The organism is Paraburkholderia terricola (assembly GCF_003330825.1).
Lineage (GTDB): Bacteria > Pseudomonadota > Gammaproteobacteria > Burkholderiales > Burkholderiaceae > Paraburkholderia > Paraburkholderia terricola.
The window spans coordinates 659,800-679,921 of record NZ_CP024941.1; the positions used below are offsets into that span (position 1 = coordinate 659,800).

Sequence of the window (20,122 nt, forward strand, 5' to 3'; positions counted from 1 at the left end):
GGGGCATGGGGCATGGGTATTGGCATTACAACAAGCTCAACGAGGAGAACACTCAATGAAACGCAAGGTCGCGCTGATCACCGGCGTCACGGGACAGGATGGCTCCTACCTGGCCGAGCTGCTGCTCGCCAAGGATTACGACGTGCATGGCATCAAACGCAGGTCATCGCTGTTCAATACCGACCGGATCGATCACCTGTATCGCGATTCCCACGACCCGGAGCAGAGACTTTTTCTGCACCACGCGGATCTGACCGACTCGACCAGCCTGCTGCGCGTGATCCAGCGCGTCGAGCCCGACGAGATCTACAACCTCGCGGCGCAGAGCCACGTCGCGGTGTCGTTCGAGGAGCCGGAATACACGGCCAACGCCGACGGTCTCGGCGCCTTGCGGATTCTCGAGGCGATCCGCATTCTCGGGCTTCAGCAGAAGACGCGTTTTTACCAGGCGTCCACCTCGGAGCTGTACGGCCTCGTGCAGCAGGTGCCGCAATCGGAGACCACGCCGTTTTATCCGCGCAGCCCCTATGCGGTCGCCAAGCTGTTCGCGTACTGGACCACGGTCAATTACCGCGAAGCCTATGGCCTCTATGCGTGCAACGGCATTCTGTTCAATCACGAATCGCCCGTGCGCGGCGAGACTTTCGTGACGCGCAAGATCACCCGCGCGGTGGCGCGCATCGCGGTGGGCATGCAGAAGACGCTATATCTCGGCAATCTGTCGGCGCTGCGCGACTGGGGTCATGCGCGCGACTACGTGGAGATGCAGTGGCGCATGCTGCAACAGGAGCAGCCCGAGGATTACGTGATCGCGACCGGCGTGCAGTACAGCGTGCGTCAGTTCGTGCAGCATGCGGCCGCCGAACTGGGCGTCACCGTGCGGTTCGAAGGCACCGGCGTGGATGAGGTGGGCATCGTCGAAAAGGTGGAAGGGCGCGAGGTCAAGATGTCGCCGGGCGACGTGATCGTGCGTGTCGATCCGCGCTATTTCCGGCCCGCCGAAGTGGAGACGCTGCTGGGCGACCCGTCGAAGGCGCACGCGAGGCTCGGCTGGCGGCCCATCACGCCGTTCGGCACGCTCGTCAAGGAAATGGTGCGCGCCGATTATCAGATTGCACGACGTGACGCGCTCGTCACGCTGGCCGGATTCACGGCGCTGGAACATCACGAGTGAGCGCGATGAACAAACAGGCACGCATCTTCGTCGCGGGGCACCGCGGCATGGTCGGCTCCGCGCTCGTCAGGCGGCTCGCCGCCGAGGGTTATCCCAACGTCGTCACGCGTTCGCGGGCGGAACTCGATCTGATGGATCAGGCCGCCGTGAACCGCTTCTTCGAGGCGGAGCGGATCGACGTGGTGCTGCTCGCGGCGGCGCGCGTGGGCGGCATTCTCGCCAATGCGTCGCGGCCCGGCGAATTCATCTACGAAAACCTCGTGATCGAAACCAACGTGATCCACGCCGCGTATCGCGCCCGCGTGGAGCGGCTGGTGTTCTTCGGCTCGTCGTGCATCTATCCGAAGCAATGCCCGCAGCCGATTCGCGAGGAGTATCTGCTGACCTCGCCGCTCGAGCCCACCAACGACGCCTATGCGATCGCGAAGATCGCCGGCCTCAAGCTGTGCGAGGCGTACAACCGCGAATACAACACGCAATACGTCGCGTTGATGCCGACCAACCTGTACGGCCCCAACGACAACTACGACCTGAACAGCAGCCACGTGCTGCCCGCGCTGCTGCGCAAGGCGCACGAAGCCAGGCTGAACGGCGCGGCCAGTTTGACGGTGTGGGGCTCGGGCACGCCGCGCCGCGAATTCCTCCACGTCGACGATCTCGCCGCGGCCACGCTGTTCGTGCTCGAACACAACGTGACCGAGGGGCTCTTCAACGTCGGCGTCGGCGAGGACCTGTCGATTCGCGAGCTGGCCGAAGGCATCTGCAAGGTGGTCGGCTTCGAGGGCGAACTCGCGTTCGACGCCTCGAAACCCGACGGCACGCCGCGCAAGCTGCTCGACGTCTCGCGGCTTGCGCAAATGGGTTGGCGCGCGCGAATCGGCCTCGCGGAAGGCCTCGCATCCACGTATCGGCAATTCGTCGCAGCGCATGCCGGCTCGCTGCCCGCGACGCTGCAAGCCTAGGTGCGCGCCGTGCGAAGCGAGCTCAATTTCCGGCTGAGGACGCGCCTCGCGACGTTGTGGGGGCGCGGCGCGCGCACCGCGCGGAGAGACGATCTTTCGAGGAGCGGCATAAAAATGACAGCGTCAGTCACGATCTTTCACAACGTCGTGTGGTCGCGCCACAAGGGTGTCGTGTTTTCCGCCCTGCATAACATTTCGGCATCCGGGGCGATCCGCTATTCGATGGTGCAGATCGCGGACACGGAGCACGACCGCGTGGGTTTTTCCGATGTCGACTATTCGTACCACCGCTATCCGATGCAAAAGCTGTTCGACGGCTGCTACGAAGACGTGCCGACGCTGAAGATGATCGCGCGGCTCACGTGGGAAGTATTGCGGGCCAAGTCCGATTTGATCGTGCTGCCCGGCTATCACCGCCCCGAGTACTGGGCGATGCTGGCGGCGTGCATCGTCACCGGCAAGCGGCGCGCGGTGTTTTGCGATTCGACCGCGCGCGACCGGCCCAAGAAGCTGCTCACGTCGATCCCCAAGCGCGTGTTCTTTTCGCTCTGCGACGGCTATTTCGGTTTCGGCGAGCGCAGCCGCGAGTATCTGCTGTCGCTCGGCGCGAAACGCGACAAGATTTTCGTGCCCTGCCAGGCCGCCGCGCTGCCGGGTTCGTTTTCGCCGGAGCGCGCGCTGGTCGAACGGGTCGCCGCGCGTGCCGGCAATCCGCCCGTGTTCCTGTACGTCGGCCGTCTTTCGGAAGAGAAGGGCATCGGCACGCTGATCGAGGCGTTCGCCGGTTTGCGGCGGCGCGTTCCGGCGGCGCAACTGCGCATTGTCGGCACCGGGCCGATGGCCGACGCGCTGCACGCGAAGGTGGGCGAACTCGGGCTCGGTGAAGCGGTGATCTTCGCCGGCAGTTTGCAGGACGAGCCGCTCACGCAGGAGTATTACCGCGCCACCTGCATGGTGCTGCCGAGCCACAGCGAGCCGTGGGGCCTCGTCGTCAACGAGGCGCTCGCGCACGGCTGCCCGGCGGTGGTCAGCGAGAGTTGCGGCTGCGTGCCGGAACTGGTGATCGACGGCGTGAGCGGCTACGCGTTCATGGCGGGCGACGTCGCCGGCTTGCAACGCACGCTGTTGAAATCGATGGAAGCGTTCGCCGACGCCGCGGGCACCGCCCATCGTTGCATGGATGTGATTCGCCGTTTCGATCCGCCTTCCGCCGCCGCCAATATCGCCCGCGGCTGCGCCTTGATGTTGCGCGATTGACGTTGCGCGACGGATGGCACGCATGACCGCAAGACGCGAGCATTGCGCCCGCGGAGCCCTAACACGTTCTGGCAGTCACAATGAAGATCCTCATCTACGGTCTCAACTACGCGCCTGAGCTGACGGGAACGGGCAAGTACACGGCGGAAATGGCCGCACTTCTGACGAGCCGCGGCCACGAGGTCCGCGTGGTGTGCGCGCCGCCTTACTACCCGGAGTGGCGCGTCGCGGAGGGCTATGCAGGGTGGCGCTATCGGCGCGAAACGCGCGACGGCGTGGAACTGTGGCGCGCGCCGCTGTGGGTGCCGTCGCGCCCGAGCGGCGTCAAGCGGATGCTGCACCTCGCCACCTTCGCGGCGAGTTCGCTGCCGCTGCTCGCCTGGCAGGCGCTGTGGCGCCCCGACGCGGTGATGCTGATCGCGCCGACCTTGATGTGCGCGCCGGGCGCGCTGGCGCTTGCGCGCATGACGGGTGCGAGCGCGTGGCTGCATATCCAGGACTACGAGGTCGACGCGGCCTTCGAACTGGGTCTGCTGAAAAGCTCGCGCGCCGCGCGCGTGGCGCGCTGGGTCGAACGCGCGTTGCTGCGGCGCTTCGATGCCGTGTCGTCGATCACGCGGCAGATGAGTTCGCGCGCGGCGGCCAAGGGCGTGGATCGCTCGCGGGTGGTGTGCCTGCCCAACTGGGTCGACGTGTCCGCCGTTTTTCCGCTTGCGCGAGCGAGCGAATACCGGAGCTTGCTGGGCATTCCGGCCGGGCAGAAGGTGGTGCTGTACTCCGGCAACATGGGCGCGAAGCAGGGCATCGAAACGCTCGCCGACGCCGCCGCGTCGCTGGCCCGGCGCACCGATATCACGTTTGTTTTCTGCGGCAGCGGGGCCGCGAAAGAAAGTCTGTTCGAGCGTTGCGCGGGCTTGACCAACTGCATCTTCATGCCGCTGCAACCGGCGGAGCGTCTGAACGAACTGCTCAACCTCGCCGACATTCACGTGCTGCCGCAACGCGCGGACGCCGCCGATCTGATGATGCCGTCCAAGCTCACCGGCATGCTGGCGAGCGGCCGCGCGACGGTGGCGATGGCGCGCCGCGGCACCGCGCTTTATGAAGCGGTCGCGCCGCGCGGCGTGGTCGTGCCGCCCGATAACGTGAAGGCGCTGGCCACCGCGATCATGGCGCTGGCGAGCGACCCCGCACGCCGCGCCGCGCTCGGCAAGGCGGCACGCAGTTATGCGGAGCGCGCGCTGTCGCCGGAGTCGACCCTACGCACCTTCGAGGAGCGGCTCGCGATGCTCTCGCGCAAGTCACGCGGCAGGCGTGTGAAACGCGCCGCGCCGTCGTTCGCAGCGGGTCCGTCGAGCGCGGCGGTGCTGCGTCACGGCAAGCCCGCCACAGCGGAGGACGCCGCGCCGGAATGATCCGGCACGCGGCCCTGTCATGAAAGGCATATCACCACGGCGAACGATAGACGGGACGCTTGCCCGTCGCATACGGATCGGCGTAAGCGTTTCTCGCCGCGCCTTCGGGCAGCAGCGCTTCGGCGGCGTTCGCACGTCCCGGCCTGGCGGCGACGGGCACCTGGCCGGCTCGAGGCTTGCCCTTGCCGGGCGCCGGCTTGCCGCCTCCCAGCACGGTCATGCGTCGTTCGTCGAGCAAGGTTTGTTGCGCATCGCCGGCCTTGCCGAGCGGCGCGTCGTCGAGGCTGTATTGGCGCGGCGCGCCGAGCAGCTTCTGCTCGCGGTCCTGGTGCTTCGCGCGCCGGTTCGCCGGGGCTTGCGCGGCGCCGCCGTAGCCGGCGGCGGCCGCCGCGGGAGCGGGTCCGGCGGCGGGCGCGGCGTTCTGCGCGAAGACCGGCATGGCCGACGTTGCAATGGCGAGAAGCATCGAGATAACAGTGCGTCGAAGCATAAGGTCCATCGTATTCCCCAGCAGCAGGCAGTCGCGATACAGCTATCGTGCGCCAGGCGGCAGGCGGGCAACCGCCAAAACGCTTGCCCGCACGGCCAGCGTGCCGAGCCGGGGAACGAGCCGCAACATAATGCAGGCAATCCGGCGGCAAGCATGCACATGCGCGCCACCGCTGCCGACGGGGAGACAACTCATGGGTAAGGTCGCCGACGATCCGCGCATCGGCCGCAGGCCGCAAGCAGAAGCCGCGCGCGAGCCGGGCCGCGTGATCGATCTGAGCCTCGCGGGCAAGGGCAACTATCGCGCGAAGCGCGGCGTTCTGATCGAGCTGGTCTGGTTTGTCGTCGAAGCCTGCGTGATCAACAACAAGCTGCTGCCTTTCTCGTTCGTGCGCGTTGCGTTGCTGCGCCTGTTCGGCGCGAGGATCGGAACGGGCTGCCGGTTCGTGCATCCGTTGCGCGTGAAGGCGCCGTGGAATCTGCAAGTGGGCGATCAATGCTGGTTCGGCGTCGACGTGTGGATCTACAACCAGGCGCCGATTCGCATCGGATCGAATGTCTGCATTTCGCAGGGCACGTTCCTCAGCGCCGGCTCTCACGACATGAGCACGACGATGGATCTGCGCGTCGCGCCGATCGTGATCGAGGACGGCGTCTGGATCACGTCGAAATGCGTGGTGCAAATGGGTGTGACGATCGGCCGTTCAGCCGTGGTCACGCCGTTGTCGGTCGTGCACCGTTCGCTGGAACCGGAAGGCGTCTATGGAGGCAATCCTTGCCGCTTCATCCGCAAGCGTTTCGATTCCGTGAGCTGAACCACAGACTTAAAACCGCAGCGTCGATACGCTGAGGAGACCCAGGACGTGATCGCGGACAAGCCGTGCCCGGTCACGACATACACGTGATTGACTTGCAGTCGCCGGCCGGCGAGAGCCAGTCACGCACTCCAGAAACGCATGCATAAAGATCGGGAGCCGTGGATGTTCATCGATACTCGCACAGTCGAACCAAACACAGTCATTGAAACGACGGTCTGCATCATCGGCGCGGGGGTGGCCGGCATCACGCTTGCGCGTGAAATGTCGAAGGCCGGTGTGGATACCTGCATGCTCGAGAGCGGCGGATTCGGACCCGACGACGAAACCCGCGACCTGTATCGCGGGGAGAGCGTCGGGCTTCCCTATGCGTTCGCCGACGGTTCGCGCAGCCGCTACTTCGGCGGCAGCAGCAACTGCTGGGGCGGATGGTGCCGTCCGCTCGACCCGTGGGACTTCGAAAAGCGCGACTGGATCGCGCATAGCGGCTGGCCGTTTCGCCTCGACGAACTGGCGCCGTATTACGCGCGCACGCATGAACTGCTGAAACTCGGTCCGCAAAATTTCGACCCGGCGTACTGGGAGCGCGAGATCGGGCGCGATGACGTGCGGCGCATGCCGCTCGCCACCGGCGACATGCGCGATACCGTCGCGCAATTCAGTCCGCCCGTGCGCTTCGGCAAGGCGTATCGCGAGGAATTGTCGCGCTCGAAGCGGGTGCGCGTGTTTCTCTACGCGAACGTGCTGAATATCGACGCCGACGCTCAGGGCACGACGATTTCGCGGGTGCGCGTGGGCACCGTCAGCGGCCGCAGGATGACGGTGTCGGCGAGAATTTTCGTGCTGGCGACGGGCGGCATCGAGAATGCGCGCCTGCTGCTCGCCTCGAACAACGTGCAGGCCGCGGGCCTCGGCAACGCCAACGATCTGGTGGGCCGCTATTTCATGGATCATCCGCGAATGATGTCGGGCAAGGTGCGCTTTCGTCCGGGCATCGCGCGCAACAAGCTCTACGACATCAAGTATCACTATCAGAACGCGGCGGTCTCGGCGCACGGCACGAAGATCTCCTCGCAGTTCGCGCCGAAGCAGGAACTGATGGAGCGCGAGAAGCTGCTGAATTCGCGCGTGTGGCTCTATTCGCGCTGGTACGGCGAAGGCAGCGCGGGCTCCGAGGCGCTGATCCGCTGCAAGGAAGCGCTGCTGCAGAAAGATCAGCCGGGCCGCAGCCTGAAGGCGGACATCGCGACCATGGCGATGCACCCGATGCAAACGGTCGGTTACGGCCTGACGCGTCTTTTGCAGTGGCCGGCGCTGATCACCGGCGTGACGCTGCAGGCGATCGTCGAGGCGGTGCCCGATCCCGATAGCCGGGTCACGTTGTCGGCCGATCAACGCGACCGCTTCGGCATGCCGCGCGTGAGAGTGGCGTGGCGTCTCGGCGAACAGGTGCAGCGCACCTTCGACAGAACCTTCGCGCTGCTCGCGCAGGAGTTGCAGATGGCCGGCATCGCGGACGTCGAGCTCGATGCGCCGCTCGAAGGCCGGCCGTGGCCCGCGAAGCTGGAGGGCACCTGGCATCACATGGGCACGACGCGCATGCACGATTCGCCGCGCGAGGGCGTGGTCGATCGCGATTGCAAGGTGCACGGCATCAGCAATCTGTATGTGGGCGGCAGTTCGGTGTTTCCGACCGTGGGCGCGAATTTCCCGACCATCACAATTGCCGCGCTGGCGCTGCGTCTCGCGGGGCATCTGGTGCGGCAGCTCGATGTGCCGGACGTCATCAGCACGACGCGGGCCGAAGCCGCGAACAGCAGCTTGACGTCGGTTCACGCAGCACCGGAAGTCGACACGCTGCCGATCGCGGCCGCCACGTTGACGCCGTTGATGAAGGAGCAGTGAGGCGCGAAGGAAGCCGTTGATGGCGCGTCATTGACGCGCCATCAACGTTTCCGGGGGACTGCTGCGAGATTCGATGAGGCGAGGCAAGCTCGCGTGAATTAGCGGATCAGCGGATCAGCGGATCAGCGGATCAGCGGATCAGCGGCTCGGCTGCGTGGCTTCGTGCAGCGCGGCGAGCGGGTTGTCGCGCACGTCCTCGGGGCCGCCGCGGGTTTCGAGCAGGGCGGTCAACGCGCTGACCATCGTTTCGATCCTGAAGCGCGCATTGAACGTGCGGACCGCCTGGGCGCGCATGGCCTCGCGCGCCGCGTCGTCGAGTTCGAGCCAGCGCAGCAGATTCTTTTCCGTTCCCGCTACCGTGTCGGCGGCGACCATGCCGGCGCCGTCCGCCTCGATTTCGCGCCATACGTTGACCTTGTCGGAGATCAGCGCCGGCAGTCCACAGCCGAGCGCCTCCGCCACCGCCACGCCGAAGTTCTCCTGATGCGACGGCAGCGCGAACACGTCGCTTGCGTGAAAAGCGCCCCACTTCAGGTCGCCTTGCAGCATGCCGGGAAGACTCACGCGCTGCGCGATGCCCGCCGCCTCGGCCTGGGCGCGCAGCGTCGCGACCCAGCCGGTTTCGTCCGGGCCGGCGATCACGAGGTGCAAGGCCTGATCGCGGCTGGCGATGCGCGCGAACGCGTCGATCAGCAGATCGCAGCCTTTCTTCGCATGCACGCGGCCGAGAAACAGGACGATGCGCTTGCCGCGCAGGCCGGGCACGGCGGTGAGGAACGCTTCGCGCAGCGGCTGCGGGTCTAGCGAGGGCACGGTGGTGCCGAACGGCACGATCCGTTCACGCGCGCGATACAGCCAGAACGATTGGCGCGCCCGCGTGCGCTCTTCTTCCGTCGTGAAGATGACGGCGCGCGCGTCGCGCAGCACGCGGTACTCGGCCCACGGCCAGTACAGCCACTTCTTCAGATGCTTGAGCGGATACGCTTCCTTGAACCACGGATCGAGCATGCCGTGCGCGTACACGTAATACGGCACCTCGCTTTTGCGCAACGCCTTCCAGGCGGCGAGGCCGTGGTACTGCCACAGGCCGTGCACGATGACCGCGTCGAAGCGGCCAGCGTTCGCGGCGAGCCACGGCGCGAGCCGCTTGCAATAGCTGTAGCGGCTGCGGGTCGGGCCGAACACGTGCACCGGAAACGGAAACGCCGCGAGGTAGGCGTCGCCGGGCGCATCGCAGGTGGCGACTTCGATCTCGTGTCCGGCGTCCCGCATCGCCATGCCGCTGCGGCGAACGCCTTCAACCGGACCGCCGGCGCGTGGATCGACGCTTGCAAGCAGGTGGAGAATTTTCATCGGGCGATAGTCGGTCGGTTGGAGCGTTGCGTGGGCGACGTGCGCGACACCAGCGCGCCGAATTCGCTCGCGCCGTGCGTTGCCGAACGCGATACGCCGAGCGTGGTCGCGAGATCGGCGCGGCCCATGCCGGGTTGGATTCGTCCGGGCAGGTCAGGCGGCGTGGCGAGGCGCATCAGCGGCGGCTTGCGCACGCGTTTCGCGCGCGCCGGCAGCGCGCGTTGCAGGCGCGCGTGCGTGGCGATCATCAAGCCCAGGCCGATGCCGAAGATCAGCCCGGAAAAACGCGGCCCGAGCGGATTGCCGCCGATCGACGTCGCGGGCAACGCGGCGAACAGCATGATGGCGCGTCCGAGCACCGGCAGCATCGGCGCGTCCGGCACGACCGAGCGCCAGTAGCGATATGACAGGAAGCAGATCACGAGCGCGGCAAGCGACGCCAGCGGCATGCCGATGCCGAACAGCAGCCCGCCCGCGAAGAATTGATAGACCCAGAAGTTATGGCCCGCGGCCCATTCGTTGATCGCGTAAAAGTCTTTCTCGCTCATCTGGCCCGCGAGGTCCGGCAGGTAGGCGGGCGAGTAGCGGTAGTAGTGGCCGTAGCCTTCGCCGAACAGCAGCGTTTCCGGCGACGCCGTCACCTGGTCGAACTGGTCGCGCATTTCGGCGAGACGGGTGATGGTGGTCGGGTCCTTGCCGGAGACGGTTTCCTTGGAGGCGAAAATGCGCTGAGCCCAATGTTCCGCCACGGTCGGCATGCTCAGTACCGCGATGCCGGCCACGCCGGCCAGCAGCACGCCCGCCACCATGCCGCGGCCGACCGCGCGCCAGATCTGCCGAATCGACGGCGCGCTCAGCGCCATTGCGATCACGAACAGCAGCGCGGTGCCGACCAGCAGACTGCGGGTCACGCTCAGCAATTCGATGACGATGCTCGTGGCGAACACCGCGACCGTGACGAAGCTGAAGCGCCGCGCGACGACGAATTCATGCAGCAGCACGCCTTGCAAGCCGAGCAGCGTGACGGAGATGATGCGATAGCGCACGTCCTCGAGGCCGCCGCCGGTCGCCATGCCATAGCCGAAGGTGAAGGCGAGGCTGACCACGTTCGCGACGAACACGGCTTTCTCGAACTGCGCGATTCTGAACTCGCTCCACGGCCGGCACGCGACGAGATAGCCGAGCATGAAGAGCCCGAACGGCAGCAGCACGCGCAGGTAATTGCCGGTGTCGTTGTCCTGAACCAGTTGAGCGACGACGCTGCCGAGCACGCAGAGCAGCACGCTCGCGGTGACGGCCGAGCGCAGCCGCGAGCGCTCGTGAAAGCGCGGCGCGATCAATGCGAGGGCGAGGCCCGCGGCGATCGCGGGCAGAACGAAGACGAACTGGGCGAAGTGGCCCGTGTTCGCATCGGTGGCCTTGTAGTCCAGCGCAAGCGGTAAGACGAAAAACCATATCCAGGGCGTTGCGTACTGATGGCGCATTGCTTGATTCCTCCCCGTCGCCGTCGATTCGCCGTCGGTCTGCTGCTAACGGTCTCACATCGGTTCATTGTGCGGGAATATCCCCGCCTGCCAATTGGCGTGGCCGGTTTCGTCGCCCATTGCCTGGGTTCTGGCGACAGTGGCAAGGGCGCGCTCTGCAAGACCCGCGCACGCTTTCCGATCTTGTCGGCCAATGCCTTGATGTTGGCGCGCACGCACGGCTAGCGCCACCGAAGATGCAGAAAGGGACATGCGCCCGCGACAGGCGAGAGGAGAGAACAAGATGAAATTATTCGGCGGGGCGGGGCCTTCCAAAGCAGGGCGATCGATCGAACTCGACTTCGTTCGCGGCATCGCGATCATCGCGGTGATGGGCTATCACTTTCATGCGGTGCAGACCGGCAATGTGCTGATTCAGATCATCGAATATCCGTTGAAGAACTTCGGGCGCGAAGGCGTGAACCTGTTCTTCACGCTCAGCGGTTTTCTGGTGGGCGGCCTGCTGCTTCGACAGTATGCGGAAACCGGTCATGTCGACGCGCGGCGCTTCATCATCCGGCGGATTTTCCGCATCTGGCCCGCGTATTACGTGCTGCTCGCGTTTCATCTGCTGGTCGCGCGGCATCCGTGGAACACGTTCCTGTTCCAGAACCTCGCGCACTTGCAGAACTACCTGGGGACGTCGATCACGCAGACCTGGAGTCTCGCGGTGGAGGAACACTTTTATCTCGTGCTGCCCGCGTTGCTGTTGCTGTTCGCGCGCTGGCGGCTCGGCGCATGGACGATCGTCGGCGTGCTCACCGGCATTTGCGCGGTGGTGCTCACCGCGCGCTGCTTCGCGGTCGCGGACGGCAATCTCGAAGGCGCCTTCGCGTACACGCAATATCGGATCGACAGTCTGCTGGTGGGCGTGATTCTCTCCGCGATCTACTGGATGAAGCCGGGCGTCTACCATCAACTCGCGAAACGCAAATGGCTGCTGATCGCAAGCATCGTGCTGCTGTGCGCATGGCTCGCGTTCGCGACGAAGAACCTGGCGCTCGACGAAAGCATCGGCTACACGATCCAGGCGATCGGGTTCGCCGCGTTGATCGTATTCGTGCTGGAGTATTCCGGGTCGCTGCGTTCGTCGTGGCTCTATCGCGGGGTCGCCTGGATCGGCCTCTATTCCTACGGCATTTACCTGTGGCATTCGCTGGCGCTGGCGCCCGGCGACATGCTGATTCGCAAGGTGAGCGCACTCGGCCTCGCACCGAGCCTGATCTGGATCGTGGCGCTCACGTTCCAGTTCGCGCTGGCGATCGCGATCGGCTATGTGACCACGCGCGCGATCGAGTATCCGTTCCTGATGATGCGCAACGCGCTGTTCCCGGAAAAACGCAACAGTTCGGTGCGCGAGGAAGTGCCCGTGGCCGGTGGGCAATTGTCTTGAGTCGACGGTGGTGGGTGGTGGCGCGGCCGGCTGCGCTAGCGCGCCGACCGCCGCGCGGCTTGGACGCTTCGCCTGACCGTGTGCGGGGCAACGCCTTTGCCGCCCCGCCCGCTGTGCGATCACGCCATCTGTTGCAGCAGGGTCTGCTTGAATTGCCCCAGCGTATGCCGTGACAGCAGATCCTCCCGCGCGGACGCAACGGCCTCGCGCGCATGCGGCCACGAGGTCAGCGTCTCGGTGATCGCGCGGCCGATCGACGCGGAGCTGAGATCGCTCAGGATCGGTCCCAGTTCGCAGCGCCGGCTGAACCAGCCGATCAAGCCGTCCTCCGTGGCGATGACCGGCTTGCCGAAGCGGTAGGCCTGCACCAGCACGCCGCTCATGCCGTAGTGCCCCTTGTAGCCGAGCCACACCGCGTCGCACGCCGAGAACAGATCGCGCTCGACGTCGTTCGAGATGAAGGCGTCGAGCACCAGCGGCGGCGGCGTGAGGCTGCGCACGTGATTGCGCATGAAGTGGCGCGTGCCCGCGTCCTGCTCGCCGGCGACGATCAGCGTGGGCGCATGTTCGAGACGCGTCAGCGCGTGCACCAGTTCGTAAATGCCCTTGCGTTCGGTGATCGCGCCGTATACCAGCAGATAGCGTTGCGCGGGGTCCAGTCCGAGCCGCTCGCGAGCGAGCACCGGGTTCTCTGCGCGCTCGTCGGGAAACGGGTCGGCGACGTAGGCGACCGTCGCGCCGGCCAGCGAATGACGCGCCGCCCATTCCGGCAAGGTGGGGTCGATGGTCAGCAGCGTGCGCAGTCCGGTGCAGCGTACCGCGCGCTTGAAGAGCCGCGCCTTGAGCGCATTGACGAGCGGGCGATCGGGCGCCTTAATGCCGACCTCGTGATGATGGAACGTCGCGCGCATCGTGATGCCGATCCAGGGCGTCTGGCCGAACGGCGAGCCGAGAAACGGCAACGCATGGAAAAAGTAGTCGACATACGGCACGACCACGAGCCGGATCTTCTGCATGCGGCTGATGATCGTATGCACGCGCTTGAAATAGCGGTGAAAGCGCCAGTACTGGTTACGTTCGAACGGACGCCCGCGGCGCGGGGCTTCGGGATCGACGAAGGCGATCTGCTGATCGGGACGGTTGGCGGCCCTGATCTGCCTCGCGAGCCGGTGATCCTCGTTGGCGCATACGGTCACGAGAAGGCACGGATAGCCGGCCTCCTCGCAAGCCTGCATGGTCCACTCGACATAGCGCCACCGATGGCCGGTGAGATTGGGCTCGACAATCAGGACGTAGTCTTGTTCCATCGTTCGGTAGGCCGTGTGCGTGGTGGAAAAAATGCCCGGACGCCGGCTGTCTCGCGGCGCTGGCGCAACAACGTTAGCATCGCCGGCACGCGCGGACCCAGTCAATTTGACCCGCTTTGTGCGTCAACGTACCGGAGCGCGACGGCTTCGGCTGAACCGCGCTAGCTGATGGCGGTTGTCGCCGATTGTCTCGCGGTAAGGTCGTGCATGCAGTGCAATGAAAAATTCGCCAGCTTACTGGCGCGACCTAACTAACCATGCGCCGGCGGCGTGCGCAGCGATGCGTGGAATCGCTGCGCGCGGACCGATCCAACGGCGTGTCGATTCGACGGAGAGACAGCTTGCGGGCGAACAGGCTTCCGGCGTTCTCGGTAGCGGGCAGCTTCGGCGCGAGTGCGGCGACGTGGGTGCTGCTGCAGCAGTTCGCCGTGCGCGGCCTGGTGGCCGTCAAATTCCTCGCGATCGGCCGGATGCTCGGACCGGAAGCGATCGGCAGCGTGAGCGTGGCCCTGCTCGCGGTGGCGATTGCCGAGGCGCTGTCGGATACCGGCCTCGCGCAAGCGGTCATTCAGGGCGAACACGCGCCGACGCGCTCGCAACTCAGCGCGGTATGGACGACGCTGACCGCGCGCGGCGTGCTCATTTCGTTGCTGCTGGTCGCGCTCGCGCCGTTGCTGAACAGCCAGTTCCATCTCGACGGTTCACTCGTGCTGCTGCAACTCGCGGCGCTGCTGCCGTTGTTGCGCGGTCTCGCGTCGCCCACTTACTACGTCGTGCAGCGCGAGCGGCGCTTCCAGCATATCGCGGGTGTGGAAGTGGCGGCCGCCTTCGTCGATTGCTCGGTCGGCCTCGCGCTCGCCTATGGCGGCGTGGGCGCGGTTTCGGTGCTGCTCGGCCTGGTGGCCGGCGAAACCCTGAAAAGCGCGCTGACCTGGCTGACGATGACGCCGCGTCCGCCGCTACGCGTGGTGTGGTCGGGCATCGGCCAGTATGTCGGTTTCAGCCGCTGGATCTGGGCGAGCAGCGTGATTAATCTGCTGCTCAACCAGTTCGACAAGGTGGTGGTCGGCAAGCTGCTCGGCCCGGCGCAACTGGGCAGCTATCAGATGTCGTCGCGGCTCGCGCAGATGCTGCTCGCCGACGCCGCGATCGCCATGTCGCAATACCTGTTTCCCACCTTCGCGGCGCATCATCGCAGGAATCCGCAGGGTGCCGCGCGGCTCATCAAGGTCTATCTGCTGGCGGTCGCGGTCGGCCTCGCGGTGTTCGTCGAGGCGCTGCGGCTGGTCGCCGAGCCGCTCTTCTCGCTGCTGCTCGGCGCGGCGTGGCTGCCCGCGGTGCCGCTCTTCAGGATCCTGGTGATCAACATGGCGATCGGCGCGCTGATCGCCGTACTGGTCGCTTATCTGCGCGCGGTGGGCGACGCGAAGGCGACCGTGCATGCCTCGGCGATCCAGGTGGTCGTGTTGCTGGCGAGCGCGCCGCCCGCGGTTCATTGGTGGGGCGTCACGGGCATTGCCTGGTCGATGACCTTGGGGCTCGGCTGTGCCGCGGCCTGGATGCTGTTCAGGACGCTGACTGCAAGGACTTCGTGATGCGTGTCTTTCATCTGGTTCTGGCGCCGCGCCTGTCGGGCGCCGAAGTGCTCGCGAAGGATCTCGCCATCGACCAATGCGCGGACGGCATGGCGGTATGCGTGGCCTCGCTCATGCCCGTGCACGCCGACTTCGTGCCCTTGCAGAACGAACTGGAGGGGCACGGCGTGCAGTGCTGGTTCCCGGCGCGGCGCCATCGCGCGGCTCGCAAGCTGTGGAATCTGCTGGTCGCGGTGCGGCGCTTTCGTCCTGATGTGATCTTCGCGCATGCCACCATTCCGTCGTTTTACGCCCGCGCGTTGCCGTTGCGCGTGCCGGTCGTCTACGTCATGCACTCGGCGACCAACGACTTCGAGCGCCCGTTGTTCCGGCGCATCGAGCATGTGCTGTCGGGACGCGCGCGGGTGGTGATCGGCGTCTCGCAGCAAGGCCTGACCGACTACGTGCAGGCGATCGGGCCGCATCCCGCGATGACGGTGGTGCCGAACGGCGTGGACCTCGCGCGCTTTGCCTTTACCGACGGCGTGGAAAGTGGCGGACGCGCGCCGCAGATCGTGCAGATCGGCCGCTATGCGTCGGTGAAGAATCAGCTTCTCACCGTGCGGGCCTTCAGCGAAGTGCTCAAACGGGTGGACGACGCGCGCCTCGTGTTGTACGGCGTCGTCGAGGACCCCGACTATCAGCGCGCGGTGATCGAACTGGCGAAACAACTGGGCGTGGCGGAACGTGTCGTGGTGGCCGGCCCGCGCACCGACATCGCCACCGTGTTGTCGGAGTCGAACGTGTTCGTCATGCCGTCGCGCTCCGAGGCGCATAGCGTGGCGTTTCTCGAGGCGCTCGCTTCCGGCGTGCCGATCGTCGCGAGCCGGATTCCGTCGTTTGCCTTCGCGAACGGCTTTCCGGGCGTGCAACTGGTCGATACCGACGACGTGCAGTGCTATGCCAATGCGGTCATCGTTGCATTGGGGCAAGCGCGAGCGCAGCGTTCGCTCGTCGGCCTGACGCTCAGGGATACCGCCGCGCGCTACCGGGCGATCGCGCAACAGGTGTGTCTCGCCGCCGTCTCGGCCCGTTAGCGCGCATCACGCGTGAGTGCGGCCGCATGGTCTTTCGGCGGCGCGATGAGTGATGGGCCAAGCCGTGCAATACCTCGCTCGATGCCGCGTGTCGTCAATGATGGTTGCTCGGGGAGCGAATCTCCAGCGTGGGCTCCACGGCGGGCTCGGCGGGCGGCGTGTTCTCGAACGCGGACTCGTGCATCGCGAGCGTGGCGAGCCGCTGCGCTTCCTTGCTGCTGGAGTCGACTTGCAGCGCGTTGCTGGCGTTGCGCCACATGCATGCCCATCGCGAGACATAGCCGCAGGCGCGCGCGAGATTCAGGAGCGCGTCGCGCTGCTGCTCGCGTGTGTTCACGGCCGTGCGCAGGTTCAGGGCGTCGCGGTTGGCCGGCTGTGCGGCGACGGCCGCCGCGAGGCGCGCTTTCGTCGCCGATAGATTGTTCTGTTCCAGACTCGCGCGCGCGGCCTTGAGATGTCTCGACACATCCGTGCGGGGTTTGTCCGGTTGATCGTTCGTTTTCGTGCTGGGCGTGCGCTGAGGCGGCGGCATGGCGGCTATCGCGGGCGCGGCGGCGATGACGCGGCGCGCGGGCGGCGACGGTGGCGGCGGTGGTGACGCGACCTGCGGCGAAACCGGCGGCGGCCGCACGGGCACCGCGCGCGCGGCAGCGGGCTGCTGGGCGATGACGACGGACGGCCGGGCAGCGGCAATCGGCGCTTTGGCGGCTTGCATCGTCACCTTGCCGGACACGACGATTGGCGTTCCGACGCTCGAATCGTCGCCGTGGATGAAACCCAGGTACACCGCGGACGCCACCACCAGCGCCGAGGCGCTGATCGCAACGGGCTCGCGCAGTCTCTGATACGCGGACAACGCGACCACGGGCTCTTCCGCGATGTCGTACGGATTGACCAGCGCGCGCGACGCGGGACGCCAGATGCCGCGCGCCGGCAGCGGGGTGGTCACGATCGGCGAGCTATCGTGCAGCGGAACGTTCAGGGAGCGTGGCGGCGCAAAGCGCGAGTCGAGCGAGTCGAGCGAGTCGGCCGCGCGCGTGTGGCACGAAGGGCATCGTGTGAAACGCCCGGCTAGCGGTGCACCGCAGTGTCCGCATTGGCGAGAATCGCGTTGATCGGAAGTCATGTCGCTAAGCATTGCCGTGTCGCAAACGGGCGTCGAAGGCCGGCGCCGCAACTAGAGAACAAGGCACCGCAACGAGGCTTGCATGTCGGGCTATTGCGGAGGTCACTGCGCAACGACGTAACCCCGAGCTTGCATGCACGCGCCGTACGCGGCCCAATACTGTGTCATCGGCGGTTCCGGTGCCGGCAGCGGCGGCAGTTTCACGTTGGACGCCGCAGTCGTTGGCGGCGCGCTGGCCGCGGTTGTCTCCGAGGCGCCGTCGTTCGCGTCGGCCGCGGCGCTCGTAGCCGGGGCGCTTGCGGTGGTGGCGCTCGCCGCCCTGGTGGTCGAAGCCGGTGTTGCCGTTGCCGCGCTCGCGGCGGACGGCATGCTCGCGCCCATCGGCGAGGACGAAAAGCTGCTGGAAGGCAACGGCGGCCGCGATGGCGCGCCGGTCGACGAGGACTTGGCGGCGGGCGGTTTGCGCGGCGGAATCTGCGGTTCGCGAGCGATGTTGACCTTGGTCTGCCTGTTCGCCGCCGCGAAGCATAGTGCGTTGTCGACGCTGCGCTGGTACGCGCTCTGACTTCGGATCGGATAGGTGAGCGGTTGCCACCCGAAGGCGCCACTGCTGAACACCATTATCGTCAGTACGGTATATGTTCTGATTCTCATCGCAGTCGCTCCCGCAGCGATGTTTCGCCGTTCGCAGGCAATCGCACTTCGCGGCGTGTTCTGATGGCTGTCGATTCTGCCGCTGAACGGCGGCTCATGACCGCGAAGGCTGCTTTCTTCAGCGTAACACTGCGCCTTGCCGGCGCGACGCGCTGCATAGCGCGAGAAAACGCCATCCTGCAGTCGAATCACGACATATTTGCGCAAACAGGTGGACAGGTTGGTGATCCGTACGGGCAATCCCTGGCGCGGTTGTCCGCCGACGATGCCGGTATTGCGCAACCGTCGCCGGCATGCCGCGCGAACGCGATCGGCACTTTCATCGCCACGTTGTGCGGTACGCCGCACAACGAACGACGGCAACAGGAGATGATCGACCTCGAAGACATCGGCAAGCGGTTCGTCACGCTGTTGCGCGTCCGGGGTCGACGCACACGACGCACGTATCGCTTGATCGTTGCCAGTTGCCTGATAGTTGATAACCGTGCAATCACAAGTCACGGTCTGCTTCGCGCAAGCAGTCTTTCGTCCCTTGCCGGGGACGAATGCAGAGGCGATCCAGGAACCACTGACCGGAGCCAAAATGGACCTTACTGCGCGAACAAAAATACAGAGCGCGGCTCATTCTTTCTTTCACACGCATCGCCAAAATACGATGACGGCGGACGCCATATCGTTTGACGTCGTCGACGATATCGAGCGCTTTCGTGCGCTTCAACGCGAGTGGGACGATCTCTGGCGTCTTGCCGACGGGCAGTTTTTCCAATCCTTTGCTTTTTGCCATGCCAGCCTGATCGCCGAGGAAAAGGGTTCGCGACGGAAGCTTCACTGCGTCACTGGACGGCAAAACGGCCGCCTTGTTTTCGTGTGGCCGCTTGTTACCTACTGGAATAGTGTCTGGAAGTATGCCGCGCCGCTCGCGCCGCGGAACCGCTCGCCCAGTGACATCCTCGTTGCGCCGGAATGCGGCAGCGAGCCACTCGTGAAGTTAGCGTGGGATGCGGCGCTCAAGTCGACGGGTGCGGATATCGTGGAGTTGTGGCGCGTCCGTTCGAGCTCGCTGCTATGCCGGTGCGCGACGACGTACGCCGCGACCCGTCGAACACAGATCGAGCCGACATACTATGCGTCGCTGCGCGGCCTGGAAGATTGGGAGGCGTTTTGCCGCTCGCGGCCGGGACGGAGTAAACACCCGGACTATCTGAAGCGAAAGCTTGCCAAGCATATTGATTTCAACCTCGAAGTACTCGATCGGAACGACGCCCGGACCTCCTCCGTGGTGAACTGGCTCGTCTCCCATAAGCGCGAGTGGGCGCACGTCAAGGACATCGACAGTCAGTGGGTCTTTTCCGAATCCAGTGACAAGTTCTGGGGCGATCTGATGTTGAACAGGACATACGAAGCCGGTGTAATGCGTGTATTCGTACTCTGGCATCAGCAGCGACCCATTGCAGCCCTGATCGTGGCAGTGGGTGCGAAAAGGGTGGACTTCCTGACCGTCACCTACGATATGGAGCTTGCGAAGTTATCGCCCGGTACGGTTCTTCTGGACGAAGGCGTGAAATGGGCATTCGAGCATGGACTCGATGTCGATTTCACGCCCGGAAGTGAGCCGTACAAGGTGTCGTGGAGCGGGCGTGCGTCATACACGACTTCATCGTTCCTCGTTTTGCCGACCACGTGGGGGTTGATGGGCTACAGGGCAAAGATGGCCGCGAAAAAGCTTCAGGGCATGATGGGGCGCGCCGTCAGCCTGCTTTCGTCGCGGCATGCCGAGGTGGATCGCACGGGCGGATGAGTGCGGGGGAGGGTTGTGATTGCCGAGACGTTCGTCATCAGGAACACCACACCCGTACCTGCCTCAGCGGTAGTACCCAACCGGTGCAAGCATTCCCTTTCTCTTTCTATTCATTTTGGATAAACAGCGCAATTCGATTGATCTTTGTGCTGGTCCGTCAAATCCGTGTTGGCTGTTCCCGTTTTCAATTGAGCGGCCTTGGGCTAATGAGCAACCGGAAACGGCGGCAGTATGAAGCGATAAAGAAAAGCGCAACGTCGAATTGCGTGTCAGTCAGAGC

At 65.4% G+C, this 20,122-nt stretch carries 17 protein-coding genes; 11 read left to right on the top strand and 6 right to left on the bottom strand.

From position 1 onward, the window contains the following. The first annotated feature begins 55 nt into the window (after nt 1-55). From gmd to CUJ90_RS02920, 4 genes are all read left to right on the top strand, one after another. Nucleotides 56-1,174 (top strand): GDP-mannose 4,6-dehydratase, encoded by a 1,119-nt coding sequence (gene gmd, locus CUJ90_RS02905; protein ID WP_083084487.1) that lies wholly within the window; start codon nt 56-58, stop codon nt 1,172-1,174. Between the two features lie 5 nt (nt 1,175-1,179). Beyond that, nucleotides 1,180-2,136, top strand: coding sequence for a GDP-L-fucose synthase family protein (locus CUJ90_RS02910; RefSeq protein WP_073428293.1), 957 nt, complete (start codon nt 1,180-1,182; stop codon nt 2,134-2,136). Nucleotides 2,137-2,250: 114 nt separating this feature from the next. Continuing rightward, a complete protein-coding gene (locus CUJ90_RS02915) occupies nt 2,251-3,393 on the top strand; it encodes a glycosyltransferase family 4 protein (RefSeq protein ID WP_073428142.1) in 1,143 nt (380 codons plus the stop codon). A gap of 80 nt (nt 3,394-3,473) precedes the next feature. Next, nucleotides 3,474-4,808, top strand: a complete 1,335-nt coding sequence (locus CUJ90_RS02920; protein ID WP_073428141.1) for a glycosyltransferase WbuB — start codon at nt 3,474-3,476, stop codon at nt 4,806-4,808. Between the two features lie 31 nt (nt 4,809-4,839). On the opposite strand, the gene CUJ90_RS02925 is transcribed toward CUJ90_RS02920, so the two are convergent. Further along, nucleotides 4,840-5,298: a hypothetical protein gene (locus CUJ90_RS02925; RefSeq protein ID WP_235004834.1), complete on the bottom strand. Its 459-nt coding sequence runs from the start codon at nt 5,296-5,298 to the stop codon at nt 4,840-4,842. A 193-nt stretch (nt 5,299-5,491) separates the two neighbouring features. Here CUJ90_RS02925 and CUJ90_RS02930 point away from each other — a divergent pair, with 193 nt between their 5' ends. Beyond that, nucleotides 5,492-6,112, top strand: coding sequence for a DapH/DapD/GlmU-related protein (locus CUJ90_RS02930; RefSeq protein ID WP_073428139.1), 621 nt, complete (start codon nt 5,492-5,494; stop codon nt 6,110-6,112). A gap of 165 nt (nt 6,113-6,277) precedes the next feature. Further along, the gene (locus CUJ90_RS02935; RefSeq protein WP_073428138.1) at nt 6,278-8,017 is read left to right on the top strand and encodes an FAD-dependent oxidoreductase; all 1,740 of its coding nucleotides are present in this window, start codon (nt 6,278-6,280) and stop codon (nt 8,015-8,017) included. A gap of 138 nt (nt 8,018-8,155) precedes the next feature. Here CUJ90_RS02935 and CUJ90_RS02940 read toward each other — a convergent pair whose 3' ends face one another. Next, the gene (locus CUJ90_RS02940) at nt 8,156-9,370 is read right to left on the bottom strand and encodes a glycosyltransferase (RefSeq protein WP_084561378.1); all 1,215 of its coding nucleotides are present in this window, start codon (nt 9,368-9,370) and stop codon (nt 8,156-8,158) included. Further along, nucleotides 9,367-10,854, bottom strand: a complete 1,488-nt coding sequence (locus CUJ90_RS02945; protein WP_073428137.1) for a hypothetical protein — start codon at nt 10,852-10,854, stop codon at nt 9,367-9,369. The genes CUJ90_RS02940 and CUJ90_RS02945 overlap by 4 nt, the downstream gene beginning before the upstream one ends. A 283-nt stretch (nt 10,855-11,137) precedes the next feature. Between CUJ90_RS02945 and CUJ90_RS02950 the strand changes: the two genes are divergently transcribed. Then, nucleotides 11,138-12,286, top strand: a complete 1,149-nt coding sequence (locus CUJ90_RS02950) for an acyltransferase family protein (protein WP_073428135.1) — start codon at nt 11,138-11,140, stop codon at nt 12,284-12,286. A 119-nt stretch (nt 12,287-12,405) separates the two neighbouring features. Here the strand turns inward: CUJ90_RS02950 and CUJ90_RS02955 are convergent, their stop codons facing one another. Beyond that, nucleotides 12,406-13,593, bottom strand: coding sequence for a glycosyltransferase (locus CUJ90_RS02955; RefSeq protein ID WP_073428134.1), 1,188 nt, complete (start codon nt 13,591-13,593; stop codon nt 12,406-12,408). A gap of 341 nt (nt 13,594-13,934) precedes the next feature. On the opposite strand from CUJ90_RS02955, the gene CUJ90_RS02960 reads away from it, so the two are divergent. Together CUJ90_RS02960 and CUJ90_RS02965 are read left to right on the top strand one after the other, a co-directional pair. Beyond that, on the top strand, nt 13,935-15,188 hold the full coding sequence (locus CUJ90_RS02960) for an oligosaccharide flippase family protein (RefSeq protein ID WP_073428133.1): 1,254 nt from the start codon (nt 13,935-13,937) through the stop codon (nt 15,186-15,188). Further along, entirely contained in the window at nt 15,188-16,264 is a 1,077-nt protein-coding gene (locus CUJ90_RS02965; protein WP_073428132.1) for a glycosyltransferase family 4 protein, read from the top strand. Before CUJ90_RS02960 ends, CUJ90_RS02965 begins: the two co-directional genes overlap by 1 nt. A 94-nt stretch (nt 16,265-16,358) precedes the next feature. Here the strand turns inward: CUJ90_RS02965 and CUJ90_RS02970 are convergent, their stop codons facing one another. After that, nucleotides 16,359-17,213 carry a hypothetical protein gene (locus tag CUJ90_RS02970; RefSeq protein WP_244219960.1) on the bottom strand — a complete coding sequence of 285 codons (855 nt, stop codon included), beginning with the start codon at nt 17,211-17,213 and terminating at the stop codon, nt 16,359-16,361. 279 nt (nt 17,214-17,492) lie between these two features. Continuing rightward, on the bottom strand, nt 17,493-18,044 hold the full coding sequence (locus CUJ90_RS33130; RefSeq protein WP_073428292.1) for a hypothetical protein: 552 nt from the start codon (nt 18,042-18,044) through the stop codon (nt 17,493-17,495). A 96-nt stretch (nt 18,045-18,140) separates the two neighbouring features. Here CUJ90_RS33130 and CUJ90_RS32280 point away from each other — a divergent pair, with 96 nt between their 5' ends. Beyond that, a complete protein-coding gene (locus CUJ90_RS32280) occupies nt 18,141-18,725 on the top strand; it encodes a hypothetical protein (protein WP_152035326.1) in 585 nt (194 codons plus the stop codon). Next, nucleotides 18,700-19,842 carry a GNAT family N-acetyltransferase gene (locus CUJ90_RS02980; RefSeq protein ID WP_159442546.1) on the top strand — a complete coding sequence of 381 codons (1,143 nt, stop codon included), beginning with the start codon at nt 18,700-18,702 and terminating at the stop codon, nt 19,840-19,842. Before CUJ90_RS32280 ends, CUJ90_RS02980 begins: the two co-directional genes overlap by 26 nt. Nucleotides 19,843-20,122 lie beyond the last annotated feature (280 nt).